Raw genomic sequence first — 20,412 nt, forward strand, 5'->3', positions numbered from 1 at the left:
AGTCCGCCTTATTGCGAAACGTCTTTGCCGAAATACTTCTGCGAGATCTTCGCGTAGGTGCCGTCGGCCTTGATATCGGCGAGCGCCTTGTCGACGGCCGCGACCAGTTCCGGATTGCCCTTGCGCAGCAGCACGCCCGACTGGTCGTCCGCGGAAGACGCGTCGATGGCGGCGATCTTGAGCTTCGCGTCCGGCTTGTGCTTCTGGAAGTCGAGGAACGAAAGCGCGTCGTTGACGGTGGCGTCCACGCGGCCCGACGTCAGCAGATCGATCGATTCGTTGAAGCCTTGAACCGGCACGACGTCAGCACCATGCGACGCGGCGAGCTTGCCGAAGTTGCTGGTCAGTGTATTGGCCGACTTCTTGCCCTTCAGGTCGTCGAAGGAATGGATAGTCGTGTTGTCCGAGCGCACGATCAGCACGGCGTGCGTCGAGATATACGGCCTGGAAAAATCGTACTTGGCCTTGCGTGCGTCGGTGATCGAAACCTCGTTGATCACGGCGTCGTAGCGGTTCACGTCCAGGCCCGCGATCAGGCCATCCCATTTGCCTTCGACGAACTGCGGCGTCACACCAAGCCGTTGTGCGATGGCCGTGGCGATATCGACGTCGAAGCCGGTCAGCTTGCCGGTTTCGTCATGGTAGGTGAACGGCGCGTAAGTGCCTTCGGTGCCGACACGGAACACACCGGACGACTTGACCTGCGCAAGTTCGTCGGCAGCCAGGGCCGGCGCCACGGCGACGACCGACAGCAGGGCGGCAAAAAGAGCGGAGCGGATGGCTTTCATGATTGAAATATTCGTAGTGAGAGTTTCGTTGGCGGCATCAGTGAGTCGACGGATTCTACTGTCGGCGTATCTGCCTGCAAACCAGACACATTCGCTATGCATATGCTCTGGTGGAATATAACGACGGATATGTCGCAGCGACGAACGCGCCGCGCGGGAAAGCCGAGATCAGTGCGCCATAGCGCGTCGATCGGGATCATTCGGTGAACGCGAACGCGCCTTCCGCGGAAATCGCGGCCAACGGCAGACGTCCGTTGGGCAGCTCGCGGGCGCGCAGCGCCTCGCTCAACTGCGCTGGGTCGCCCGGGCGGCCGATCGCGAGGGCCGCTTCGATGGCATAGTCGTCCGGTATGGCGAGTTCAGAGCGAATCCGCTCGCGCTCGATCCCTGCCAGTCCGTGCGCCTTCCAGCCGGACAGGCTGGCCTGAAGCCCAAGTTGTGCCCACGCGGCACCGCTGTCGAATGAATGCGTGAGCGAAGCAACGGGATCCTTTGCGCCCGGCGGCACGAAAGTTTTCTTTGACAGGACGATCACGATGGCGGCGGCATGTTGGGCCCAACCACGGTTGAATTCGTTCAGAAAGCCGAGGAAGTTCGACCAGTGCGCCGTACCTCTGCGGGCATAGACGAAACGCCAGGGCTGGGAATTGTACGAAGAGGGCGCCCAGCGCGCCGCTTCGAGAAACGTGAGCAGCGTGGCTTCGGGCAGCGTGTCGTTCGTGAAAGCCCGCGGCGACCAGCGGTCGAGAAACTGTCGGTCGATCGCGTGGTCGGCGGTGCGTTGATTCGAGGTCGTCATGTGAGTGTCCTGGAGATGAGCGCGAGTAAAGAGGAGGCCGTGCGGGTACGCGGCCCCTCGATGCGACGAGTATAGAAGTGCGCCTCTTTGCGGCTAACGCATTTGTTTTGGGTTGCTTATGTTTATTCACGCAGCCGGGGCTGGAACCGGTTCGCCCGTCTGCACGGCTGATTCGCGCTTCACACGCTCGATGTCGCGATAGCGCGCCGCCGGATGCTCGTCGGGCAAGCGCGCGCCGCCGCCGAAGAGCTTTTCGCGCAAGGTGCCCGGCGCGTAGTCGCGCGGATACACGCCGCGGCGCTGCAACTCGGGCACGAGGTACTCGACGACATGCTCAAAGGTCTCATGCGCGAGCGCGTACGCCAGATTGAATCCGTCCACGCCGGTCTCTTCGACCCACTCCTGAAGGATGTCGGCAATCGTCGTGGGGGAGCCGACGAATACCGGTCCCATTCCGCCGACGCCGCCCCACTTCGCCAGCGCTTCGATGGTCCAGGTCGTGTCGCCGCCCGAGAGATGTTCGACGGCCGAGTGGATCGCATTCGTTTGCACGCGCTTGACCGTGTCGGTGGGCAGGTACTGCCCGAAGTCGATGCCGGTCCAGCCCGACATGAACACGAGCGAGCCGTCATAGGAAACGTGGCGCTGATACTCCTCGAAGCGCGCCTGTGCCTTGGCATCGGTCTCGTCGACGATCACGGTGACGAGGTTGTAGATCAGCAGCTTGTTCGCGTCGCGTCCGGCGAGCGCCGCCTGGCGGCGCACGTCCGTCACGTAGTCGCGCAGCAGGTTTTTCGTGAGCGCCGCGACGAACACGCATTCGGCATGTTGCGCCGCGAACGTCTTGCCGGGGCCCGATGCACCCGCCTGAAACAGCACCGGCGTGCGCTGCGGAGAGGGCTCGCAAAGATGATAGCCTGGCACTTCGAAGTATTTTCCCTTGTGGCCGATTTCGTGCACTTTCTCGGGGTGCGTGAACACGCCCCGGTCCCGGTCGCGCACCACGGCGCCGTCTTCCCAGCTTCCTTCGAACAGTTTGTAGAGCACTTCGACGTACTCCGTCGCGACTTCGTAGCGGTTGTTGTGGTCGCGCAGGCCGCCTTGCCCGATATTCTTCGCGCCGCTCTCGAGATACGACGTCACGATGTTCCACGCAAGGCGCCCCTGCGTGTGATGGTCGGCCGTGGAGAGACGGCGCGCGAACGTGTAAGGGTGCTCGAAGCTCGTGGACGCCGTGATGCCTATGCCCAGATGCGACGTCACCATGGCAATGGGCGCGGCCAGTTGCAGGGGGTCGTTTACGGGAATCTGCGCCGCCTGATGAAGCGCGTGATAGTTGTTGCCCTTGTAGACGTCGTAATAGCCGATCACGTCCGCGATGAAGATTGCGTCGAAGACGCCGCGCTCGAGTATCTTCGCGAGGTCGGTCCAGTAATCGAGATCCTTGTACTGCCACGAGCGATCGCGCGGATGGGTCCAGAGGCCTGGCGACTGGTGGCCCACGCAGTTCATCTCAAAGGCGTTCAGGTGGATGGTTTTGCTCATGATGTTCACTTGCTCCCGCGTTCCGGTCCGTTGCCGATTTGCCAGAGAAAGGGCGGCTCGGTGCCGTTGATGGTCCAGTCGCCCACGATCTTCGCCTTGTAGACGAGCGGATTGTGCGACGACACCGCGCGCGCATTGCGCCAATGGCGGTCGAGCGCGTGGCCGGCGCGGATGGCAGACGCGCCGAGCGCATCGAACAGATGCGTCGCCGCGCGCAGTGCGAATTCGGAGGCGACGATCTGGGCCTGCGCCGAAGCGATTTCGGCTTCCACGTTTGCCGCGCGCTCGGCCTCGTCGTCACCTTCGAAGCGCGCCTCGTAAGCGCGCTGTGCGGCTTCTCCAGTCTGCAGCGCGACGGCCCTTGCACCATAGGCCCATGAGGCGATCTCGCCGATCACCTGCTGGATCTGCGCGTCGTCACTCACACGCGGCGCGTTGCCGTGGCTGTAGATACGCTTGCGGCTGCGCACGAGGGTGGCGGCGTCGCGCCTCGCTGCCTCGGCAATTCCTGCGAGCGTGGCGACGTGAAAGAGCTGATAGAACGCGGTCTGATATTTGAAGCGGCGGTTGAAGTCGATGATGTTGCGGCCCTCGACCACGGCGTCGCGGAACAGCGTGGTGCCGCTGCCCGTGGTCGTCTGGCCGAAGCCGTCCCAGTCGTCCTCGCGAAGCACGCCGGGCTGGTCGGTCGCCACGGCCACGATCACGTCGCTGCCGTCTTCTTCGCGCTGCGCGAACACGTCGATCCAGTCCGCGTAGAGGCTGCCGGTGCTGTAGTACTTCGAACCGTTGAGCACGAAGCCGCCGTCGCGGCGCGCGACCTTCGTGTCGATCTGGCCGAGCGCGACGTCGCCAGCCTCGGTCCACGCATTGCCGACAAGCTGGCCGCTCACGAAGCGATCGAACCATGCACGCTGGTCCGCGCCGGCAGGCGCGTTCAGCCAGTCCTCGACGAAGGCGAAATGGCCGCGCAGCGCCTGCGGCAGGTTCGAGTCCGCGGCGGCAAGCTCGATGAGCAGTTGCGCCAACTGCGCGATCGAAGCGCCCGCGCCACCGTCACGCACCGGAATGCGCACGGCGCCGAAGCCCGCTTGCTTGAGCGCGGCAATCGCGTCATGCGGCAGCGTGCGCGAGCGCTCGCGTTCGGCGGCTTCGCGGGCGATCTCCGTGAAGATCGGGCGGAAGCGGGCGGCAAGGGTTTCGTAGTCGGCGCCTTGCGAGAGCGCGTCATGGGATCGGGAGACATTCATGCGTTTTTTCTCGGTTGGGGGTGGAGAGAATGCGCACCGCGCAGCGAAGAAGAAAAGTATAGAAACCCGCGCGGAGCGGCTCCAATAACTGATTGATGAATCGATATAGGCTTGCCCGATTTGCTCCGGCGCGTTCTTCGCAATGTCGTCGAATCGGCTGTTGTGGCAGCGGATACGCCCTGCTGCTGTCAGGCCGCTTCCGTAGTGTGCCTTATCAAATGCAGACGCATGAATATGAGCATCGCTTCGTTGGGCTCTCTCCCCCGCCTCGCTACGATGGGCAGCAGTGTTCGCTAGCGATCTCCAACCGGCTAACCCATCGATGTCCGCTCCGATTCTGACTGCCCACTCGATCACGAAGCGTTTTGGCGCGACGCTCGCGTTGTCGCGGCTGAACTTTTCCATCCGCGCCGGCGAGGTCGTTGCGCTGATGGGTGCGAACGGCGCCGGGAAATCGACCTTCGTCAAGATCCTGAGCGGCGTGAATGCGCAGGACGAAGGCACGCTCACGCTCGGCGAAGACGCCTATGCGCCGGGTTCGCCCCAGGCGGCGAAGCGTCTGGGCGTGGCGACCGTGCATCAGAGCATTGCCGACGCGGTGGTGCCCGCGCTGTCCATTGCCGACAATCTTCTGCTCGACGAACTTTGCGGCAGCGGAGCGCGCTGGTGGACGCCGAGCGCTTCCCGCTACACCCGTGCGGCCGCGCTGGCCGCGCGCGTGGGGCTCGAAGCCGATCTCGCGGCACCGCTCGGTTCGCTTTCTCTCGCCGGCCAGCAGCGCGTGGTGATCGCGCGGGCGCTGGCTTCGCGCCCGCGGCTGCTGATTCTCGACGAACCCACGGCCAGCCTTTCCACGAGCGAGGCCGCACGGCTCCATGCGCTAGTGGATGACTTGAGCGCGGAGGGCGTGGCGGTGCTGCTCGTCTCGCATCGGCTTGGCGACCTGCGAAGACTGGCTTCGCGCGTGGTGGTCCTCCGTGACGGCCGCATCGTGGCCGAACAGAGCGCGCCCATCGATTACGACGCGGCGCTGGAGGCGATGATCGGCCGCGCCCTGCCGCAGGCGCGAGCAGTCCCGCGCACAGGCCAGGCGGGCGCGGACCCTGCATTGCAACTGCGCGGCCTGCGCCTCACGGTGCATGGCGATGCGTTCGATCTCGACGTGCAGCAAGGTGAGATCGTCGCGATTGTCGGCCCGGTCGGCGCGGGGAAGTCGAGGCTTGCACAGGTGATATTCGGCGCGTTGCGCGCGGCTGCGGGCGAGATGCGCCTTTACGGCAGCGCCTGGGCCCCGCGCTCGCCAACCGACGCGATCCGCGCGGGCGTATTCCTGGCCGGCGAAGACCGGTGGCGCACGTCACTTTTTCCCGACACCGTTGCGTTCGCATCGATCGCCGGCACGATCAGTTTTCCGTTTCTGTCCCGCTGGCAGCGCAGCGTGGGCCTGCCTCGCGATCGCGAAGCGGCGCAGGCGCAAGACGCCATCGAGACATTCGGCATTCGCTGCTCGGGTCCGGACGACCGCGTCGCGCGGCTTTCGGGCGGCAATCAGCAGAAGGTGCTGCTGGCGCGCTGGCACGCCGAGCCGGCCCGGCTGCTGCTGCTCGACGAGCCGTTCCAGGGCGTCGATGCGGGCGCGCGTGCCGATATCGCCGCCGCGTTGCGCGAGCGCGCCGCTTCGCGCGCGACGCTCGTTTTCGTCAGCGACCTCGAAGAGGCGCATGAAGTCGCCGACCGCATCGTCATGTTCGACCGCGGCACAGTCGAACACGCAGCCGTAGCGGAACCCCTCTTATCAGCCCACTCATGAGATCCATCACACCCACGGCAGCACCGCACGAGTCTTCCACGCGCGACACGACCCGGCAGCGCCGGCACAGCCTTTTCGTTGCGCTCGAACGCGGCGGGCTGCTGCTCGTGCTCGTCGCGCTCGGCGTCATCTTTACGGTTCGCGAGCCTGCGTTTCTGAACGTCGCGAACCTGTTCAGCATCTTGCAGGCCGTCTCCATCGTCGCGCTGCTCGGCATCGGCGTGACGATCACGCTTGCTGCGGGCGGCTTCGATCTTTCCGTGGGCAGCGTCGCCGCTTCGGCGCAGATGGCCGCGAGCTATGTGCTCGTGGTGTGGCACGGCAACGGCTGGGAAGCCGTGCTCGCGTGTCTCGCGCTGGGCGTGGCGGCGGGGCTCTTCAACGGGTTGTTGATCACGCGCCTGCATGTCCCGGACCAGCTCGCGACGCTCGGCACGCTCTTCCTGCTTGCGGGCCTGCAACTGATTCCCACCGGCGGCCGCTCGCTAGCGACCGGCACGATCCTGCCCGACGGCACCGAAGCGAGCGGCACGTTCCCCGACGCGTTCCTCGCGCTAGGGCGCGCACGCCTTTTCGACGTGGTGCCTGTGCCTGTGCTCGTGCTACTCGTGCTGACCGCGCTCGTGTCGTTCGTCATGGGTTCGACGCGCTGGGGCAGGGTCGTTTATGCGATCGGCGGCAACGAGACGGCAGCCCGGCTGGCCGGCGCGCCAACGGCCCGCTACCGGCTCGCGGCTTATGTCGCTTCCGCGACGATCGCTTCGCTCGGCGGGCTGCTCATCGCCGCGCGCGTGGGGCGAGGCGACGTGAGCGCGGGGCATTCGTTGCTGCTCGATGCGGTGGCGGCCGCGCTGGTTGGCTATGCGGTATGGGGCGCGAAGCGACCCAACGTGCCGGGCACGGTGATCGGCGCGGTGTTCGTCGGCGTGCTGCTCAACGGTCTCACGATGCTCAACGCGCCGTATTACCTGCAGGACTTCATCAAGGGCGCATTGCTGGTCGTGGCGCTGGCGTTCACGTTCAGCATCGGGCGCCGGGCGGAAGGGCGCAATTGAGGCCGGCAGACGTCCGGCAATGTTGCAGTTGGCAAAACTACACAATCTGGTCGAGCGGAGCAAATCATGGCAGAGACACTGGCAGGCAGCGAGACACTGGGCGCCGCTCCCTTAACGGAAGCCGCGCATGTGATTGCTACGGAAAACGAAGCGATTGCGGTCGCAACGGAACTGGCCGCGCGGCTGGCCGTTGGCGCGGCGCAGCGCGACAGCGAGCGGCGCCTGCCGCACGAGGAGATCGAGTGGTTCTCGCGCTCGGGACTATGGGGTATCACGGTGCCCAAAGCGCATGGCGGCGCTGGCGTGTCTAGCGTCGCGCTCGCGGAGGTCGTCAAGATCATTTCGGCTGCGGACCCCTCGCTCGGGCAACTGCCGCAGAATCACTTCGGCCTCGTCGACGTGATCACGCTGACCGGCAGCGACGAGCAAAAGCGCGAACTGTTCGGCGAAGTCCTCGCCGGCAAGCGCTTTGGCAACGGCTTCTCGGAGAAGGGCACGAAACACGTGCTCGACCTGAAGACACGCGTGCGCCGCGACGGCGATCACTATGTCGTGGACGGCACCAAGTTCTATTCGACGGGCGCCCTGTTCGCGCATTACGTTCCCGTACTCGGGCTCGACGAGGACCGCAGGGGCTGGCTCGCCTATATTCCACGCGGCACGCAAGGGCTCAGCGTGGTGGACGACTGGTCCGGTTTCGGCCAGCGCACCACCGCTAGCGGCACCGTGACGCTCGACAACGTGCGCGTGCCGGCAAGGCTCGTGTTGCCTGCGCATCGCGTGTCGGAGCAGCCCACGCTCAACGGTCCGCTCTCGCAGATCATCCAGGCAGCCATCGACGCGGGCATTGCCCGCGCGGCGATCGAAGACACGCTCGCGTTCGTGCGCTCACGCTCGCGGCCGTGGGTCGATAGCGGCGTCGAGCGCGCAAGCGACGACCCCCTGACGATCCGGGAGGTCGGCAATCTGCATATCCAGTTGCATGCCGCCGAAGCCTTGCTCGAGCGCGCGGCGCGTGTGCTCGATGAACTCGCCGCAAAGGGTGAGACGACGGAGGACGACGTGGCGCGCGCCTCGGTCGCCGTGGGGGAAGCGAAGGTGCTCACGACACAAGTCGCGCTGCTGGCCGGCGAGAAGCTGTTCGAACTGGCCGGCACGCAGTCGACGCTCGGCGTGCACAACCTCGACCGCCATTGGCGCAACGCACGAACGCACACGCTGCACGATCCGGTGCGCTGGAAGTATCACCTTGTTGGCAATTACTACCTCAACGGCGTCAAGCCGGCACGTCACGCGTGGAACTAACCACATCGCACAAACGGGAACGTCATGAAGACATCGAGTCAACGGCACATTCGCAACGGCGCACTGGCGCTCTGCACGGCGGGCCTGTTCGGCACGTTCACGGCGCAGGCCGCTGCACTGGCTGGCGCCCCGGCGCCGTTCGACAAAGGCGGCGTGAAGGTCGCGCTGGTCAATTATCTTTCGGAGGGCGACTTCTTCCAGGCCTACGAGGCGGGCGCGCAGAAGCAGGCGAAGGCGCTCGGCATCGACCTGCGCATTTACGAAGGGCGCCAGGACGCGGCAGAGCAGCGCGACCAGATCCAGCAGGCCATCAATCTGGGCGTGTCGGCGATCATCGTCAATCACGGCTTGCCCGAGTCGCTTAAGGACGTCGTGCAGCAGGCGCTCGACAAGGGCATCAAGGTCGTCGCTTTTGACGTCAATCTGGCCAATCCGAAGGTCCCGCAAATCGAGCAGAGCGATAGCGACCTCGCTTCGCTGCTGCTCGCCCAGGCAGTCAAGGACAATGGCAGCGCGTTTTCCGCGGGCTATGTGTACGTAGCGGGCTTTGCGCCGCTCGACCGGCGCGACGCCGTCTGGCAGACGTTCAAGCACGACCATCCCGGCATTCAGGAAAAGGCGCGCTGGGGCACCGTGGACAATCCGATCGCGCAGTCGGTTGCCAATCAGGCGGCTGCCGCCTACCGCGCGCATCCGGATATTCGCGTGGTTATTGCCCCCTATGACGAATTCGCGCGCGGCGCCAATCTCGCGGCGAATGAATCGAACGTGGCGAGCAAGGTGCGGATCTACAGCGCGGACATCTCGACTGCCGACATCGAGGCGATTCGCGCGCCGAACAGCGCGTGGGTCGCCACCGTGGCGACCAACCCCGCCGTGGTGGGCGCCGTGTCGGTGCGCGCCGCGGCGCTCGACGTGGCCGGGCAGCCGCTCGAGCATCACATTCTCGTGAAGCCCGCGCTCGTCACGCGCGACGATCTTGTGAAGAACGATATCCACACCATCGCGGAACTGGGGGCGAAATTCCCGGCGTTCCGGGCCAGCGACGCCGCGACGGCGGCCTGGATTCCCGTCGATCAGTGACCTTGATGGGGGCACTCGACGACAGTCATTGCGCTTCTTTCGATCTGACTCATCGGAGCGCGTATTACGCTTTCAACCGGAAATCATCATGAGCACAGCCGTCGTCCCAGAAGAAGCCCAGATCGTTGTCCGGCCGCTTTCAGCCCATATTGGCGCGGAAATCAGCGGCGTCGATCTCTCGCGGCCCCTGACACAAGTGCAGATCAAGGCTATTCGCGGCGCGTTGCTCGAATGGCGCGTGATCTTTTTCCGCGAACAGTTCCTCAGTCATGAACAGCACGTGGCCTTTTCGGCACAGTTCGGCGAGTTGACCGTCGGGCATCCCGTTTTCGGCCACGTCGAAGGACACCCGCAGATCTATTCGATTTCCAAGTTTCGCAAGGCGACGCGCTTCGAGGGAGAGCCACTTCTGCGACCATGGACAGGCTGGCATACCGATGTAACGGCAGCGGTCAATCCGCCTTTTGCGTCGATCCTGCGCGGCGTGACGATCCCGCCATTCGGTGGCGACACGCAGTGGACCAACCTCGTTGTTGCCTATGAGAAGCTCTCCGCGCCGCTGCGCGCTTTCGTCGACGGACTGCGCGGCGTGCATCGCTTCGCTGCGCCGCAGGGTGCGCGCGGTACAGACGCGTTCGACAAGGCCGTCGAGGACCAGACGCTTGTGAGCGAGCATCCGCTGGTGCGCGTGCACCCGGAGACGGGGGAGCGCGCGCTTTACGTGAGTCCCGGCTTCCTGAAGGAGGTCGTCGGGCTTGCGCCGCGCGAGAGCCAGGTCCTGCTCGAGCTGCTTTGGGAGCACGTCACACGCACCGATTTCACGGTGCGGTTCAAATGGGAGCCCGGCAGCGTGGCATTCTGGGACAATCGCTCGACGGCACATCTTGCGCCAACGGATATATTTGATCTCAACGTTGACCGACAGCTTTACCGCACCACGCTCGTCGGCGACGTTCCCGTTGGGGTTGATGGGAGGCCGTCCGTTGCGTTGCAGGGCTCGCCAGTGGGAGCAGCGGCGGCTGTGGCGTTGAACTGATCCAGCATGTGAATTCAGGCGAAGTCTGTTTCAAACTGCCTTCGGATGTCTTTTGACGATGGACGCCTCCACTTCAACCCATAAATACCGCTATGGGTTCGCCCGGTCGGCACGCTGCTGAAATCGGCAGTCTGAAGCGCAGCGGTGTCTGCGCCTGCAATCGGACGTTTCCGCATGGCGCGCATCAGGATCTGAGTCATGTGCTGATAAAAGAGTTCGAGTTGACCTGCATCCGATGCATGAGGTGCCAAGTCGAAAGCTTCCTCAAGCGCCCGGCGTGGGATATGAAAGCGTTGAAGTCCGCGAATCACGCGAACCTGAAACACGACCCCATCACTGTTGTGAGGGATTGCTGCCCAAACCAGCGCGCTGCCCATGATATGCCTCCATTTGGCTTCAAACCTGATTCAAGGCTCGTTGCCCTATGATGGCCATCAAAAAATACATTTCAAAATACGACCGCCTGGCTTTGACGTTTTAACCACACGCGGATTGTGAGGTTTGGTTATCAAGACGGCTATTGCGTGGAGAGATGTTGTTGGCATCTGCGCCGTTCAACGCTGGGCCTTCAAATTCAGGCTCGGCGGTCCGGCCGGGCAAGGAGGGCAGCGAAGTGGGCTCGATGCGCAACCCGTGTCGCGGGGAGCAGCTTGCGCCGGGGTGAGGCAGTTATTGAGCACGATGCTCGAAAGGCAGTTCGTGTCATCGGCAGGAGTTGGTCGATTTGCACGTCGGCATCCTTTGTCCAAAGCGCTAACCAGACGCGTCACGCCGGAACTGGAATAGTTCGAACCCGCTCACACGGGCTTTCAGGGCTTCACCGAAGACTCGCATGCAACCAGGCGAAGGCGCGTCCGAGGTCAGACCTCGTCCTCAGCAAACACGCTGTGCTCGGCAAGCACGGTGTCCTTGTCGACGCACTGCACATGCCAGTGCCCTGCAACGCCCGATCCGCTTTCGCGTTCACTGCAGCACCAGAGTGCCTCGCCTGATTCCCCCTCGAACGGGCCAGTTTGGGCTTCCACAGCGAGACCGTCGAGGATGAACAGGGGGCGCGCACTATGCTGGTCGCACACCAGCGTGCCGCGAGCATCGACCCGCAGCTTTCCCCAGTCGGGGAATTGGAGACCGGCATGACCTTCGCGCGACCACTTGTGGGTGTCGTTGTCGAGCCAAAGGATCGCATAGGCATTCGGGTCAAGGCGGTCGAAGGTGCCGAGATGGAGCGTGATGCGCATGAATCTCTCCGGTCGTGTTCATGGCTTCGTGACCCGCCACAGTAGTCGGCGGACATATCAACTGTACGTGCAGCGGCCAGCCAGTGCATGCGTCAGGGTGTCGCTTGCTGCCGCTTTATACTTACCTGGGTGCCGGCACTGCGCTTCCACGTCTACCGATCTGAATTCGGCAGGGCTCACGATTTCGATGTACTCCATGTCTGGCGCGTGTTCGAAGCGGACGGCGCCTGATGCACGCAATCGCCCGCTTCGACGAGCGTTTCCTTGTCGGCGTACACGAAGCTCGCCCCGTCTTGGAGCATGCTGACGAAATGAAAATCTGCTTCATGCCGGTGCCAGCCCGCGCCCAACTTTGGCGCAAGATTTGCCCTAAAAAGTTGCGCGACCACCTTGTGACCCTGACGATTTCCAGATCACGATAGACAAGGAAATCGCGCAGCCCACCGCGCGTGAATGCCGTGTCCTGCGGCTTGACGTGCGAAAAACCAGTGGTGATTCCGGTTTGCATGACAGGTCTCCCGAGTGCGGTGGAAGAAGGGGCACCAGGTTTGGCAAGCACGACGTGTTCCAGCATCCTGAGTTTGACTTGGCACCCGGTGGTGGTTGCCCTCTTTCCCGCTTTGTGACAGACCTGGATCGACGTCAAACTATCCATCGGCCGGCTCGCCTCGACGCCTGGCTTCCGGCTGACGTACACCGTTCCCGCGAGAGCCAGCCCTCGTGGCACGTTGACTCTTATGTGACAGCTTATGAAAGTTCGCGAGAGTGCCCCGGTCAACGACAGAGTATGAGCGCAGCGTCCGCCGTCCTTGCTGGTGCAGGGCGCTTCGGGCGGCATGTCGACTGCGCTCATTCAGATGGATTGTGCTGCCGGCTTCGCGGCCACGACGCGCTATGACGAGGGTGCCGCGATCGCCGAGCGCGTCGGCGCCAACCGGATATTCCGCCACGGCGATCAGTTGCCGCGCCGCACTGATGCAGTCGTGACAACATCGGGGCCGTGACCTGGGCGGACAGCATGAGGGCGGTCAAACGTGGCGGCGTCGTGGTGATCAACGGGGTCACGACCGGCCATGCCGCGGAAACCGATCTGCTGTGCATCTTTGTCGAGCAGGTCGACATACGTGGCACGATCATAGGCACGCTCGAAGAGATGAAAGCCATGGCGTGCAGAAACACCAACTGGATGGCAGCGCCAGCGCGCCGATCGTGCCGGAAACGCTCGTTAAGCGCGGCGATGTCGCTGTCAGTCAGCGCGAAGTAGCGTTCGACATTGTCCCCGTCGCCTGGATGATCGCCGCCGGCGCCTCGACGTTCGCTTCCGAAGGGCAGGTTTGACCGCATTGGGTACTGACGCGCTCGTTATTCAGAATAGGCAGGGCGAGAGATTATTTTGGTATCCATATTGTGTCCACTGGGTTCGGTGCACGGAATGCCGTGCGCGATGGGCGATTGACATGGGGAAGGGCAGGCATGCTGACGCGAACGCTGGAAGGCGCATAACCGGAGGCGGTTCGGATTGCAGCCTGGCTCGCTGGATTCAGGCAAGCTCCAGTTGCTGTCCGTCTCCGGCCTCGCGTACCTGGTAGCCCATCGCGCGGTATCCCCGCTGACGTTTCTCCCACATACGGTTTAGTGCCGGGTGCCCTCCGTCGACATAGTCAATCACCCGTAGGCCAGTTTTACCCGAATGCTCGCGATGCAGCCGGCCAGCATACTGCTGCAGCGTGCCTTTCCACGCAACGGGCATGGCGAGCACCAGCGTATCGAGCGCCGGATGGTCAAATCCCTCGCCGACGAGTCTGCCAGTGGCCAGGACGACGCGAGGTACGTCATCGGCCAGCGCGTCAAGCGCGGCAAGCTGTGCCGCACGCGCCTTTTTTGCGAGACGCCCGTGCAGCACGAAAAGCGGCTCGACCGCTTCATCCAGCATCTTCTGAAGGCTTTCGAGATGATCCGTCCGTTCGGTGAGAACCAGCACCTTGCGTCCCTGCCCGAACTGCTCGCGTATCGCCGCAGCAATCATGTCCGTGCGCGATGGATCCTGTGCAAGACGTGCGAACACTGTCTGGATCGGCGCATCGACTGCAACGTCCACGGATGAGGTGAGCCTTTGCGGGAACACCTCAAGCGAATGCGGCGCATTGGGTGGCAGACGCGCCGCGTGCCGTACCGGCCCGCACAGCATGAACATCACCGGTTGCTGGCTGTCGCGCCGCACGGGTGTCGCAGTCAGTCCTAGCACGTAGCGCGCATTGACTGCCTTGAGCACTGCCTCGAAGGAATCCGCCGAGACGTGGTGACATTCGTCGACAATGACGTGGCCGTAATTCCGCAAAAGCGCTCCGCGGGGGCCATCCGGTGCCACTGACTGCAGCATGGCGACGTCAATCCGGCCCGTCGATTTCGACTTGCCGCCACCGATTGTTCCGATGTCGTGTGGATCCAGCGCGAGAAATGACCGCAAGCGCTCGCGCCACTGATCCAGCAGTTCCCTGCGATGCACCAGCACGAGCGTTGTCACGCCGCGCCGGGCAATCATGGCGGCCGCTGTCACGGTCTTGCCGAACGCCGTTGGCGCGTGCAGGATCCCCGTGTCGTACCGCAGCAGGTCATCAACCGCCGCCTGCTGGTCGTCCCGCAGTGTGCCGGCAAACGCAACGGGAAGAGGGCTGCCCGCGCAACGCTCGTCGCGGACCTCGCAGGCAATACCGTTGTCGGTCAGCAGCGTCATGACTTCGTCGAGGCAACCTCGCGGTAAAGCGACGTGTCGCGGGCAATTCTCGGCGCGGCCGATTATCCGCGGCTTGTCCCATACGCTGAAGCCGCGCGCCTGGGCACGGTAAAACTCCGGATTCTGGAATGCCGCGATCCGGATCAGGCGATTGAGCAGGGATTGAGGCAGCTGGGCTTTTTCAAAATAGAGCTGGTTTGCGAGTGTCAATGTCAGCGACGCCGGCATGGCTCCGGCCAGACGCGTCGGCAGCGCAGGTGGCGGGTTCCACGGCTCGGCCTGATCCTCTTCAGCGATGAAGGCGACGTCGAGCGGGTGGGCACCGCCGGTGGCGCGGAAAATTACCCCTTCGATATCTCGCCCGTCCATTGACCTGACCGACGCCAGGAAAGTCCACTGATCGGCAACAGGCTGGAGGGTTTCATCGACAAACACGCTGCACCCGTGCTCGCGAGGCTGCTTCTGCAGCGGCAGGGCGATCAGGTTGCCGAAGCCGCCTTTGGGCAGTACATCCTGGTTCGGAAAGAGCCGGTCGTAGGACGAAAGCTCAAGCTGGCGGGTGCGGGCGCAGGTGTGGCTGATGACGGCCGTACCGAGCCGGCGTGCGTCGCGCGCGGTGACGGCCGACGAGAAAAAGATCCACGCGTGCGCACCATTACCCGAACGTGAAATCTCCAGCGACACAGGAACATCCAGTTCGTCGCATGACTGCCGGAAGGCCATCGCATCGTCCCGCCAGCTTTCGTCATCGAAGTCGACCGCGAGCAGGTAGCAGGTGCCGTCCGGCATCAGCGGATACAGGCCTACTGTGTGATCGCCGGCGAGATGTGCATAGATGACCTGATCGTCCAGCGGCAGCAGCACGCGATGCGCACAGTCCGCACAGCGGATGCGGGGCTTTTCGCAGATGCCCGCGCGCCATTCGTTCGCGCACGCCGGCGCATAACCCGATTTCCCGGAATTGCGGCTTTCCCAGCGAAGCGGATAAACGTCGGTACGGCCCCGGAACAGTCTCCGGAAGAGGTGTACCTTCTGCTGGGGAGATAGCGTGGAAGTCCCTGCGCTTCGCACTACAAGCGATGGATCGCCCGGCGGGGCGGCCTCGCGCTTGCCGTGCGTCGGAACGGCCTCTCGCAGCAAGGTGGCGAGCCGGGCATTCTCGGTCTGCAGGCGCGTGAGTTCTGCGAGCAGTTCTTCGCGTCTGCAATCCTCCCAGCCTGAGCGCGACAACTTGACGTCATTCATCGCCTGGTCCGGTCGAGTGGGGCGTGATACGCGCGCGGATGGCTACCGGTGGTGGGCCGCCGCGCAGCCCGGTCTATTCATCGAGATCCGGCTGAATGCTGGCCGGGTAGTCCTGCCCACCATGGTAGACGCCGAGCACAGCGACCGTCTCGCCCGTGACGCGGTACGCGATCACGGCCCGGCCGCGGTAGTGCGTCACGCGCAACCCCGGCAGCAGGGCATCGTGCGGCACGCCGCGAAACGGGAAGCTTTCGAGCTGTTCGCAGAATGTCACGATCGCATCAACGTATTTGACCGCAGTCTGTGGCGCGCCTGCGGCGGCAATCCTCCAGTTCAGCCAACTGGTCGCGGGCCTCCGGCGCAAAGACCACGCGGCAGGATGCCGCGTTCAACGACGCGCTGTGCGGCGTTGGGCCAGCGTCGCGCGGACATCGGCAGCGTCCAGGGCACGCGACGGCTCGCTTTCGAGGGCGGCAGCAGCCGGAACGACGGCATCGCGCAGCCATGCTTCGACAGCCCGCTCACGCGCGGCGAGCGCGCGCGCCGTCGCGAATGACTTCTGACTCGGTCGCATATTCGCCGCTCGCGACGCGTCGGCGGACCTCTTCAGCCATTTCATTCGGGAGCGTGATGCTCATTTGCTGGGTGGTGCGCATGCTGGGACTCGCGTTTCAGTATGTTTTAATCCTGCACCTTGTTCGAGCCCGCGTCACGCTGGAAGCGGCCATCGTGGGCGCCTCGCCAATTTAAAGGGGCGTACCCTATAAATTGATTTTTTGTGATGTGTGTGTCTGTTTGTAGCGATGCCCCCGATTGGCTGGACCGACTTCGATGCGCTGTTGATGGTGCTCGCAAGGCGGCTGTTCCGGATTGCGCTGGTCGATCCGACGTTTGATGCCTGAAGGGCTTCGCGCCCGGTGCAGCGCAAGTTCGGCAAAAGACCCGAGAACGCGAGCCGATCAAATCTATTTGGTACCCTCTGGCAGGTCGGGACGCAGTTCAGCCTCAATCTGGTCGATGCTCGGCAGGCCGGTCTCCAGCGACTCCGGCACCTCGCGCATGAGCTGGTACTCAGCCACGCCCATCGGTTTGGCGACGCCGCGCCGCGCATATTCCGCCACGAGCCGGTTTTTCTCCTTGCACAACAGCAGACCGATGGTCGGCTGATCTTCCGGCGCCTTGACCTGCGTGTCGAGCGCGGACAGGTAGAAGTTCAACTGGCCTGCGTATTCGGGCTTGAACGGGGTCGTTTTCAGTTCGACGACGACATAACAGCGCAGCTTCAGGTGGTAGAAGAGCAATCCATAAAAAACTCGTCGCCGCCGACCTCCAGCCGGTATTGCCGTCCAACGAACGCGAACCCGGCGCCGAGTTCGAGCAGGAAACGCGTGATGTGCTGAGTGAGCGCTCGCTCGATGTCGCGCTCCTGGGCACTCTCGGTTAGACCGAGGAAGTCGAAGATGTACGGATCCTTGAGGGCGTCGCGGGCGAGGTCGGATTGAACAGGTGGCAGCCGGTCGGCAAAATTTGTGACCGCGTTGCCGGCTCGTGCATGGGCCGCGGTCTCGATCTGCATGGTCAGCATGCTGCGCGACCAGCCGTGTTCGAGCGATTTTTCCGCATACCAGAGCCGCCGCGGGGCGTCGTCCAGCTTGTCGAGCAGTGTCACAACGTGCGACCACGGTAATTGTGCAACGGGCTGTTGCACAAATTCCGGCTGCGGAAAGGCTTGCGCCAGCGCCCGCATGTACTTGAGGTTGCGCGGCGAGAATCCGCGCATGTCGGGAAACGACGCCTTGAGATCACGCGCCAGCTGCTCGACAACGCCGGCACCCCAGCCTTGTTGCTGCTGCCTGTCGAGAATGTCGCGGCCGATCTGCCAGTAGAGGGTAACCAGCTCCCGGTTCGCACTGGCCACGGCGCGCTGCCGTGCCCGCTCAACGCGCTGCTTGAGCTCGGCGAACCAGTGGCGATAGTCCTCAGCCCACGCGGGCGTGCCCAGAACCAGCCTCGTAACCGGTTGCGATATGACCGATAACGGTCTATATTCAGTCCTGTTAGACCCAATGGAGCGCCCATGCACCTCGCCGATCACGTCAAGCCGATCAGCTACCTCAAAAGCGAAGCCGCCCAGATCGTCAAGGACCTCACCGACTCGGGAGAGCCGCTCATCATTACGCAGAACGGTGAAGCCAAACTCGTGGTCCAGGACGTGCGAACCTACGACGCGACCCAGCAGACCATCGCGCTGCTGAAGATCCTGGCCATCGGCCAGAAGCATATCGAGCGCGATGATCATGTCGACGGCGACGAATTCTTCGCGGAGCTCAACGAGCTCGACCGCCAGGAAAAACTTCGCTGATGTCGGCCTCGCCGCTGAAGTACCGCGTCCTGCCGACCGCGCGGATCGGCATCGACGAACTGAGGAGTTACATTGTCCGCACCTTCGGATGGGAGACCTGGCGTCAGACATCGGCGCAGATTCAGGAAACCATCACGCAGATTCGCCAGTATCCCGACAGTGGCCATATGCCTGCCGAACTCGAAGGCTTCGTCGACGAGCGTTTCCGGCAGGCCCTGTCCGGCAGGAACCGGATCATCTACCAGGTGCGGGACGACACCGTTTTCATTCACCTCGTGGTCGATACGCGACGCGACCTGCCTGCCCTGCTCCAGCGGATCGTCCTTCGACTCATGTGAGCGTCAGGATGCTCGTCGCGACGCGGAGGGGCACGCGTCTTCGCCGCGCACAAACGGGCACGGTACCGGAAACGCAGTTCGGGCGGAACACCTTGGTCAGCGCACACAGGATTCTCTCCGCGCCGCGGAGAGCATTCGGGATCCCGTAAGGATGTTCCGGCACCCTTCGCCTCACTCCGCTTCGGGCAAGCAGGTGACGCGGCCCCAATTTTCGTCGAATCATGGCCTTCGACTGCCTTACGCCGGGACGCCCCAGGTGCCGTTCGCAGGCCCAGATTGGTTCTCCATTTTCAGGGACAGAATGTCAGTCGGAAGCTATTTCCGCGTCGGGAAGTATGGCAAACTATGCGCATGGTTCATGCGCAATGGAGATGCACATGATTAATACGCCTGTAGTGCAACCTGACGGCGTCACGCGGGTCGCCAAGGCACGTGTGCCATCAAAGGTTACGCGCAAACCCACCAACGTCTCGCTTCCGACGGATCTGCTCGAGCGCGCCAGGGAACTGGACGTCAACGTTTCGCGGGCAAGCGAACGCGGCTTGCGCGAAGAGGTTCAGGCGGCCGAGGCTCGTGCCTGGGCGGAAAAAAACGCAGAATTCGTCGCGGAAATGAATGCACGTATCGAGCGTGACGGCTTGCCCCTGGAAGAGTATCGGATGTTTTGATGGCGCGGTTTGACCTTTACAACAATCCTTCGACACGGTCGAGGATCAAGTCACCGTTTCTGCTCGACGTGCAAAGCGATCATCTCGGTAATCTCCTGTCACGTGTAGTTATTCCCTTGACGCGCGTAGCCGGCAATTACACGGCGAGCAAGGTTGCACAGGATCTCTCACCCATCATCGAGATCGAGGGAGAACCGTTCGTCATGGAAACGCCTTTGCTCGGCGCGGTCAGGGCAAGTGATCTCGGCGCAGCGATTGGTACGCTCAAGGGTGAGCAGGACCGGATCAGTGCCGCGCTCGATCGTCTATTCGGCGCTTACTGATCCCGCTTAAACAGCGTCTGCAACGAGGAAGTTGTGGAGTTCACCAATTCATGTCGCGGTTTTCCAACCAATTCTTGTCGTTTTGGGCCCCGAAATCCGCCTCCCGGAACGCGTGATACCAGCAAAGGCAAGCAATTCTGTCGCTTTGACACATGACTGCTTAAAAAAGATGATCCAGCCGTTTATTCGCAAACAGCGTTCGTAATCTGTGACGCTCTTACCGAACACTCATTCATCTTCTGACTCGACCCGCAGTTTCCTCGCTTCTCACGACCACTACTTTCACGAGCGTGATCGGCCTTGATGTCAGATCGCTTTGTGACAAAATCAATGCTTCAAACCATAAGCATAGGACTACAAATCATCATCATCAAAATATGATCATTTAATTTATGTCGCATTCGTTCGACGTAGAGAAGCCTGCGCCGCGGACGTGTCACAGGCGCGTTGCGCAAGCTCCGGCGGCTTGCTTTGCGCTTGAGCCCGTCACACAGCGACGCACACGCGGTCGCTGCAAAGCGTCCTTTCCGTAATCGTGTGATGGAGTCCCGGAGCGCTCGCCAAAGGGCATGGTTGCAGCCGTCGAGGCATTTGGCAGTCCATGATGATACGGCGCCAGTCAATCCGTCGACCATATTCAACATTACCTGGCCAGACTGTCAAACGGCCGCTGGTCGCCACGAATTTTCTAACCCTCGCAATTAACGCGACTAGACAGTATGACTCCGCGAGGTAGAGGCTGGCCGCCGCGCGGATTCAAACGCGGGTTAGCATGTCTGCCAGAGCCGCACGGTGCGGACAGGGCCACACCCCGGCGATATCCATCACGGAGG

Annotated in this window: 19 protein-coding genes and 3 pseudogenes; 11 read left to right on the forward strand and 11 right to left on the reverse strand. The window is 62.9% G+C overall.

The window, feature by feature from the left end:
- Nucleotides 1-8 precede the first annotated feature (8 nt).
- The 4 genes from AB4Y35_RS37285 to AB4Y35_RS37300 form a co-directional block, all read right to left on the reverse strand.
- Nucleotides 9-788: an amino acid ABC transporter substrate-binding protein gene (locus AB4Y35_RS37285; protein WP_368708368.1), complete on the reverse strand. Its 780-nt coding sequence runs from the start codon at nucleotides 786-788 to the stop codon at nucleotides 9-11.
- A 196-nt stretch (nucleotides 789-984) separates the two neighbouring features.
- On the reverse strand, nucleotides 985-1,587 hold the full coding sequence (locus tag AB4Y35_RS37290) for a nitroreductase family protein (RefSeq protein WP_368708369.1): 603 nt from the start codon (nucleotides 1,585-1,587) through the stop codon (nucleotides 985-987).
- 126 nt (nucleotides 1,588-1,713) lie between these two features.
- The gene (locus AB4Y35_RS37295; RefSeq protein ID WP_368689045.1) at nucleotides 1,714-3,132 is read right to left on the reverse strand and encodes an LLM class flavin-dependent oxidoreductase; all 1,419 of its coding nucleotides are present in this window, start codon (nucleotides 3,130-3,132) and stop codon (nucleotides 1,714-1,716) included.
- A 5-nt stretch (nucleotides 3,133-3,137) separates the two neighbouring features.
- A complete protein-coding gene (locus AB4Y35_RS37300) occupies nucleotides 3,138-4,382 on the reverse strand; it encodes an acyl-CoA dehydrogenase family protein (protein ID WP_368708370.1) in 1,245 nt (414 codons plus the stop codon).
- A 322-nt stretch (nucleotides 4,383-4,704) separates the two neighbouring features.
- On the opposite strand from AB4Y35_RS37300, the gene AB4Y35_RS37305 reads away from it, so the two are divergent.
- From AB4Y35_RS37305 to AB4Y35_RS37325, 5 genes are all read left to right on the forward strand, one after another.
- The gene (locus AB4Y35_RS37305) at nucleotides 4,705-6,192 is read left to right on the forward strand and encodes a sugar ABC transporter ATP-binding protein (RefSeq protein ID WP_368708371.1); all 1,488 of its coding nucleotides are present in this window, start codon (nucleotides 4,705-4,707) and stop codon (nucleotides 6,190-6,192) included.
- Nucleotides 6,189-7,247 carry an ABC transporter permease gene (locus tag AB4Y35_RS37310; RefSeq protein ID WP_368708372.1) on the forward strand — a complete coding sequence of 353 codons (1,059 nt, stop codon included), beginning with the start codon at nucleotides 6,189-6,191 and terminating at the stop codon, nucleotides 7,245-7,247. The genes AB4Y35_RS37305 and AB4Y35_RS37310 overlap by 4 nt, the downstream gene beginning before the upstream one ends.
- A gap of 66 nt (nucleotides 7,248-7,313) precedes the next feature.
- Nucleotides 7,314-8,552 carry an SfnB family sulfur acquisition oxidoreductase gene (locus AB4Y35_RS37315; protein ID WP_368708373.1) on the forward strand — a complete coding sequence of 413 codons (1,239 nt, stop codon included), beginning with the start codon at nucleotides 7,314-7,316 and terminating at the stop codon, nucleotides 8,550-8,552.
- Nucleotides 8,553-8,576: 24 nt separating this feature from the next.
- Nucleotides 8,577-9,635, forward strand: coding sequence for a substrate-binding domain-containing protein (locus AB4Y35_RS37320; protein WP_368708374.1), 1,059 nt, complete (start codon nucleotides 8,577-8,579; stop codon nucleotides 9,633-9,635).
- A gap of 88 nt (nucleotides 9,636-9,723) precedes the next feature.
- Nucleotides 9,724-10,671: a TauD/TfdA dioxygenase family protein gene (locus tag AB4Y35_RS37325; protein ID WP_368708375.1), complete on the forward strand. Its 948-nt coding sequence runs from the start codon at nucleotides 9,724-9,726 to the stop codon at nucleotides 10,669-10,671.
- A 14-nt stretch (nucleotides 10,672-10,685) separates the two neighbouring features.
- Here AB4Y35_RS37325 and AB4Y35_RS37330 read toward each other — a convergent pair whose 3' ends face one another.
- The 3 genes and pseudogenes from AB4Y35_RS37330 to AB4Y35_RS37340 form a co-directional block, all read right to left on the reverse strand.
- Entirely contained in the window at nucleotides 10,686-11,048 is a 363-nt protein-coding gene (locus AB4Y35_RS37330) for a hypothetical protein (RefSeq protein ID WP_368708376.1), read from the reverse strand.
- A 483-nt stretch (nucleotides 11,049-11,531) separates the two neighbouring features.
- Nucleotides 11,532-11,909 (reverse strand): DUF3564 family protein, encoded by a 378-nt coding sequence (locus AB4Y35_RS37335; protein WP_368708377.1) that lies wholly within the window; start codon nucleotides 11,907-11,909, stop codon nucleotides 11,532-11,534.
- A 57-nt stretch (nucleotides 11,910-11,966) separates the two neighbouring features.
- Nucleotides 11,967-12,417: pseudogene (locus AB4Y35_RS37340) on the reverse strand (cupin).
- A gap of 328 nt (nucleotides 12,418-12,745) precedes the next feature.
- On the opposite strand from AB4Y35_RS37340, the gene AB4Y35_RS37345 reads away from it, so the two are divergent.
- Nucleotides 12,746-12,913: a hypothetical protein gene (locus tag AB4Y35_RS37345; RefSeq protein ID WP_368708378.1), complete on the forward strand. Its 168-nt coding sequence runs from the start codon at nucleotides 12,746-12,748 to the stop codon at nucleotides 12,911-12,913.
- Nucleotides 12,914-13,076: 163 nt separating this feature from the next.
- Nucleotides 13,077-13,247, forward strand: a complete 171-nt coding sequence (locus AB4Y35_RS37350; protein ID WP_368708379.1) for a hypothetical protein — start codon at nucleotides 13,077-13,079, stop codon at nucleotides 13,245-13,247.
- A 202-nt stretch (nucleotides 13,248-13,449) separates the two neighbouring features.
- Here the strand turns inward: AB4Y35_RS37350 and AB4Y35_RS37355 are convergent, their stop codons facing one another.
- From AB4Y35_RS37355 to AB4Y35_RS37370, 4 genes and pseudogenes are all read right to left on the reverse strand, one after another.
- The gene (locus AB4Y35_RS37355; RefSeq protein WP_368708380.1) at nucleotides 13,450-15,888 is read right to left on the reverse strand and encodes a DEAD/DEAH box helicase family protein; all 2,439 of its coding nucleotides are present in this window, start codon (nucleotides 15,886-15,888) and stop codon (nucleotides 13,450-13,452) included.
- Nucleotides 15,889-15,961: 73 nt separating this feature from the next.
- Nucleotides 15,962-16,162, reverse strand: coding sequence for a type II toxin-antitoxin system RelE/ParE family toxin (locus tag AB4Y35_RS37360; RefSeq protein WP_368708381.1), 201 nt, complete (start codon nucleotides 16,160-16,162; stop codon nucleotides 15,962-15,964).
- Nucleotides 16,163-16,276: 114 nt separating this feature from the next.
- Nucleotides 16,277-16,544, reverse strand: a pseudogene (locus AB4Y35_RS37365) (type II toxin-antitoxin system ParD family antitoxin).
- 309 nt (nucleotides 16,545-16,853) lie between these two features.
- Nucleotides 16,854-17,890, reverse strand: a pseudogene (locus AB4Y35_RS37370) (YhcG family protein).
- Between the two features lie 75 nt (nucleotides 17,891-17,965).
- Here AB4Y35_RS37370 and AB4Y35_RS37375 point away from each other — a divergent pair.
- The 4 genes from AB4Y35_RS37375 (at nucleotide 17,966) to AB4Y35_RS37390 (ending at nucleotide 19,579) form a co-directional block, all read left to right on the forward strand.
- Nucleotides 17,966-18,250, forward strand: coding sequence for a type II toxin-antitoxin system Phd/YefM family antitoxin (locus tag AB4Y35_RS37375; RefSeq protein ID WP_368708382.1), 285 nt, complete (start codon nucleotides 17,966-17,968; stop codon nucleotides 18,248-18,250).
- The gene (locus tag AB4Y35_RS37380; RefSeq protein WP_324140467.1) at nucleotides 18,250-18,588 is read left to right on the forward strand and encodes a type II toxin-antitoxin system RelE/ParE family toxin; all 339 of its coding nucleotides are present in this window, start codon (nucleotides 18,250-18,252) and stop codon (nucleotides 18,586-18,588) included. The genes AB4Y35_RS37375 and AB4Y35_RS37380 overlap by 1 nt, the downstream gene beginning before the upstream one ends.
- 377 nt (nucleotides 18,589-18,965) lie before the next feature.
- A complete protein-coding gene (locus tag AB4Y35_RS37385; protein WP_324140468.1) occupies nucleotides 18,966-19,256 on the forward strand; it encodes a type II toxin-antitoxin system CcdA family antitoxin in 291 nt (96 codons plus the stop codon).
- The gene (locus AB4Y35_RS37390) at nucleotides 19,256-19,579 is read left to right on the forward strand and encodes a CcdB family protein (protein ID WP_368708383.1); all 324 of its coding nucleotides are present in this window, start codon (nucleotides 19,256-19,258) and stop codon (nucleotides 19,577-19,579) included. The genes AB4Y35_RS37385 and AB4Y35_RS37390 overlap by 1 nt, the downstream gene beginning before the upstream one ends.
- Nucleotides 19,580-20,412 lie beyond the last annotated feature (833 nt).

This window comes from Paraburkholderia sp. EG286A, assembly GCF_040965375.1.
In the GTDB taxonomy this organism is placed as follows: domain Bacteria; phylum Pseudomonadota; class Gammaproteobacteria; order Burkholderiales; family Burkholderiaceae; genus Paraburkholderia.

Bases quoted from the DNA above. Each gene is read 5' to 3' on its own strand.
- AB4Y35_RS37285 (WP_368708368.1), bottom strand. From the start codon at position 788: ATGAAAGCCATCCGCTCCGCTCTTTTTGCCGCCCTGCTGTCGGTCGTC.
- AB4Y35_RS37290 (WP_368708369.1), bottom strand. From the start codon at position 1,587: ATGACGACCTCGAATCAACGCACCGCCGACCACGCGATCGACCGACAG.
- AB4Y35_RS37295 (WP_368689045.1), bottom strand. From the start codon at position 3,132: ATGAGCAAAACCATCCACCTGAACGCCTTTGAGATGAACTGCGTGGGC.
- AB4Y35_RS37300 (WP_368708370.1), bottom strand. From the start codon at position 4,382: ATGAATGTCTCCCGATCCCATGACGCGCTCTCGCAAGGCGCCGACTAC.
- AB4Y35_RS37305 (WP_368708371.1), top strand. From the start codon at position 4,705: ATGTCCGCTCCGATTCTGACTGCCCACTCGATCACGAAGCGTTTTGGC.
- AB4Y35_RS37310 (WP_368708372.1), top strand. From the start codon at position 6,189: ATGAGATCCATCACACCCACGGCAGCACCGCACGAGTCTTCCACGCGC.
- AB4Y35_RS37315 (WP_368708373.1), top strand. From the start codon at position 7,314: ATGGCAGAGACACTGGCAGGCAGCGAGACACTGGGCGCCGCTCCCTTA.
- AB4Y35_RS37320 (WP_368708374.1), top strand. From the start codon at position 8,577: ATGAAGACATCGAGTCAACGGCACATTCGCAACGGCGCACTGGCGCTC.
- AB4Y35_RS37325 (WP_368708375.1), top strand. From the start codon at position 9,724: ATGAGCACAGCCGTCGTCCCAGAAGAAGCCCAGATCGTTGTCCGGCCG.
- AB4Y35_RS37330 (WP_368708376.1), bottom strand. From the start codon at position 11,048: ATGGGCAGCGCGCTGGTTTGGGCAGCAATCCCTCACAACAGTGATGGG.
- AB4Y35_RS37335 (WP_368708377.1), bottom strand. From the start codon at position 11,909: ATGCGCATCACGCTCCATCTCGGCACCTTCGACCGCCTTGACCCGAAT.
- AB4Y35_RS37345 (WP_368708378.1), top strand. From the start codon at position 12,746: ATGTCGACTGCGCTCATTCAGATGGATTGTGCTGCCGGCTTCGCGGCC.
- AB4Y35_RS37355 (WP_368708380.1), bottom strand. From the start codon at position 15,888: ATGAATGACGTCAAGTTGTCGCGCTCAGGCTGGGAGGATTGCAGACGC.
- AB4Y35_RS37375 (WP_368708382.1), top strand. From the start codon at position 17,966: ATGCACCTCGCCGATCACGTCAAGCCGATCAGCTACCTCAAAAGCGAA.
- AB4Y35_RS37380 (WP_324140467.1), top strand. From the start codon at position 18,250: ATGTCGGCCTCGCCGCTGAAGTACCGCGTCCTGCCGACCGCGCGGATC.
- AB4Y35_RS37385 (WP_324140468.1), top strand. From the start codon at position 18,966: ATGATTAATACGCCTGTAGTGCAACCTGACGGCGTCACGCGGGTCGCC.
- AB4Y35_RS37390 (WP_368708383.1), top strand. From the start codon at position 19,256: ATGGCGCGGTTTGACCTTTACAACAATCCTTCGACACGGTCGAGGATC.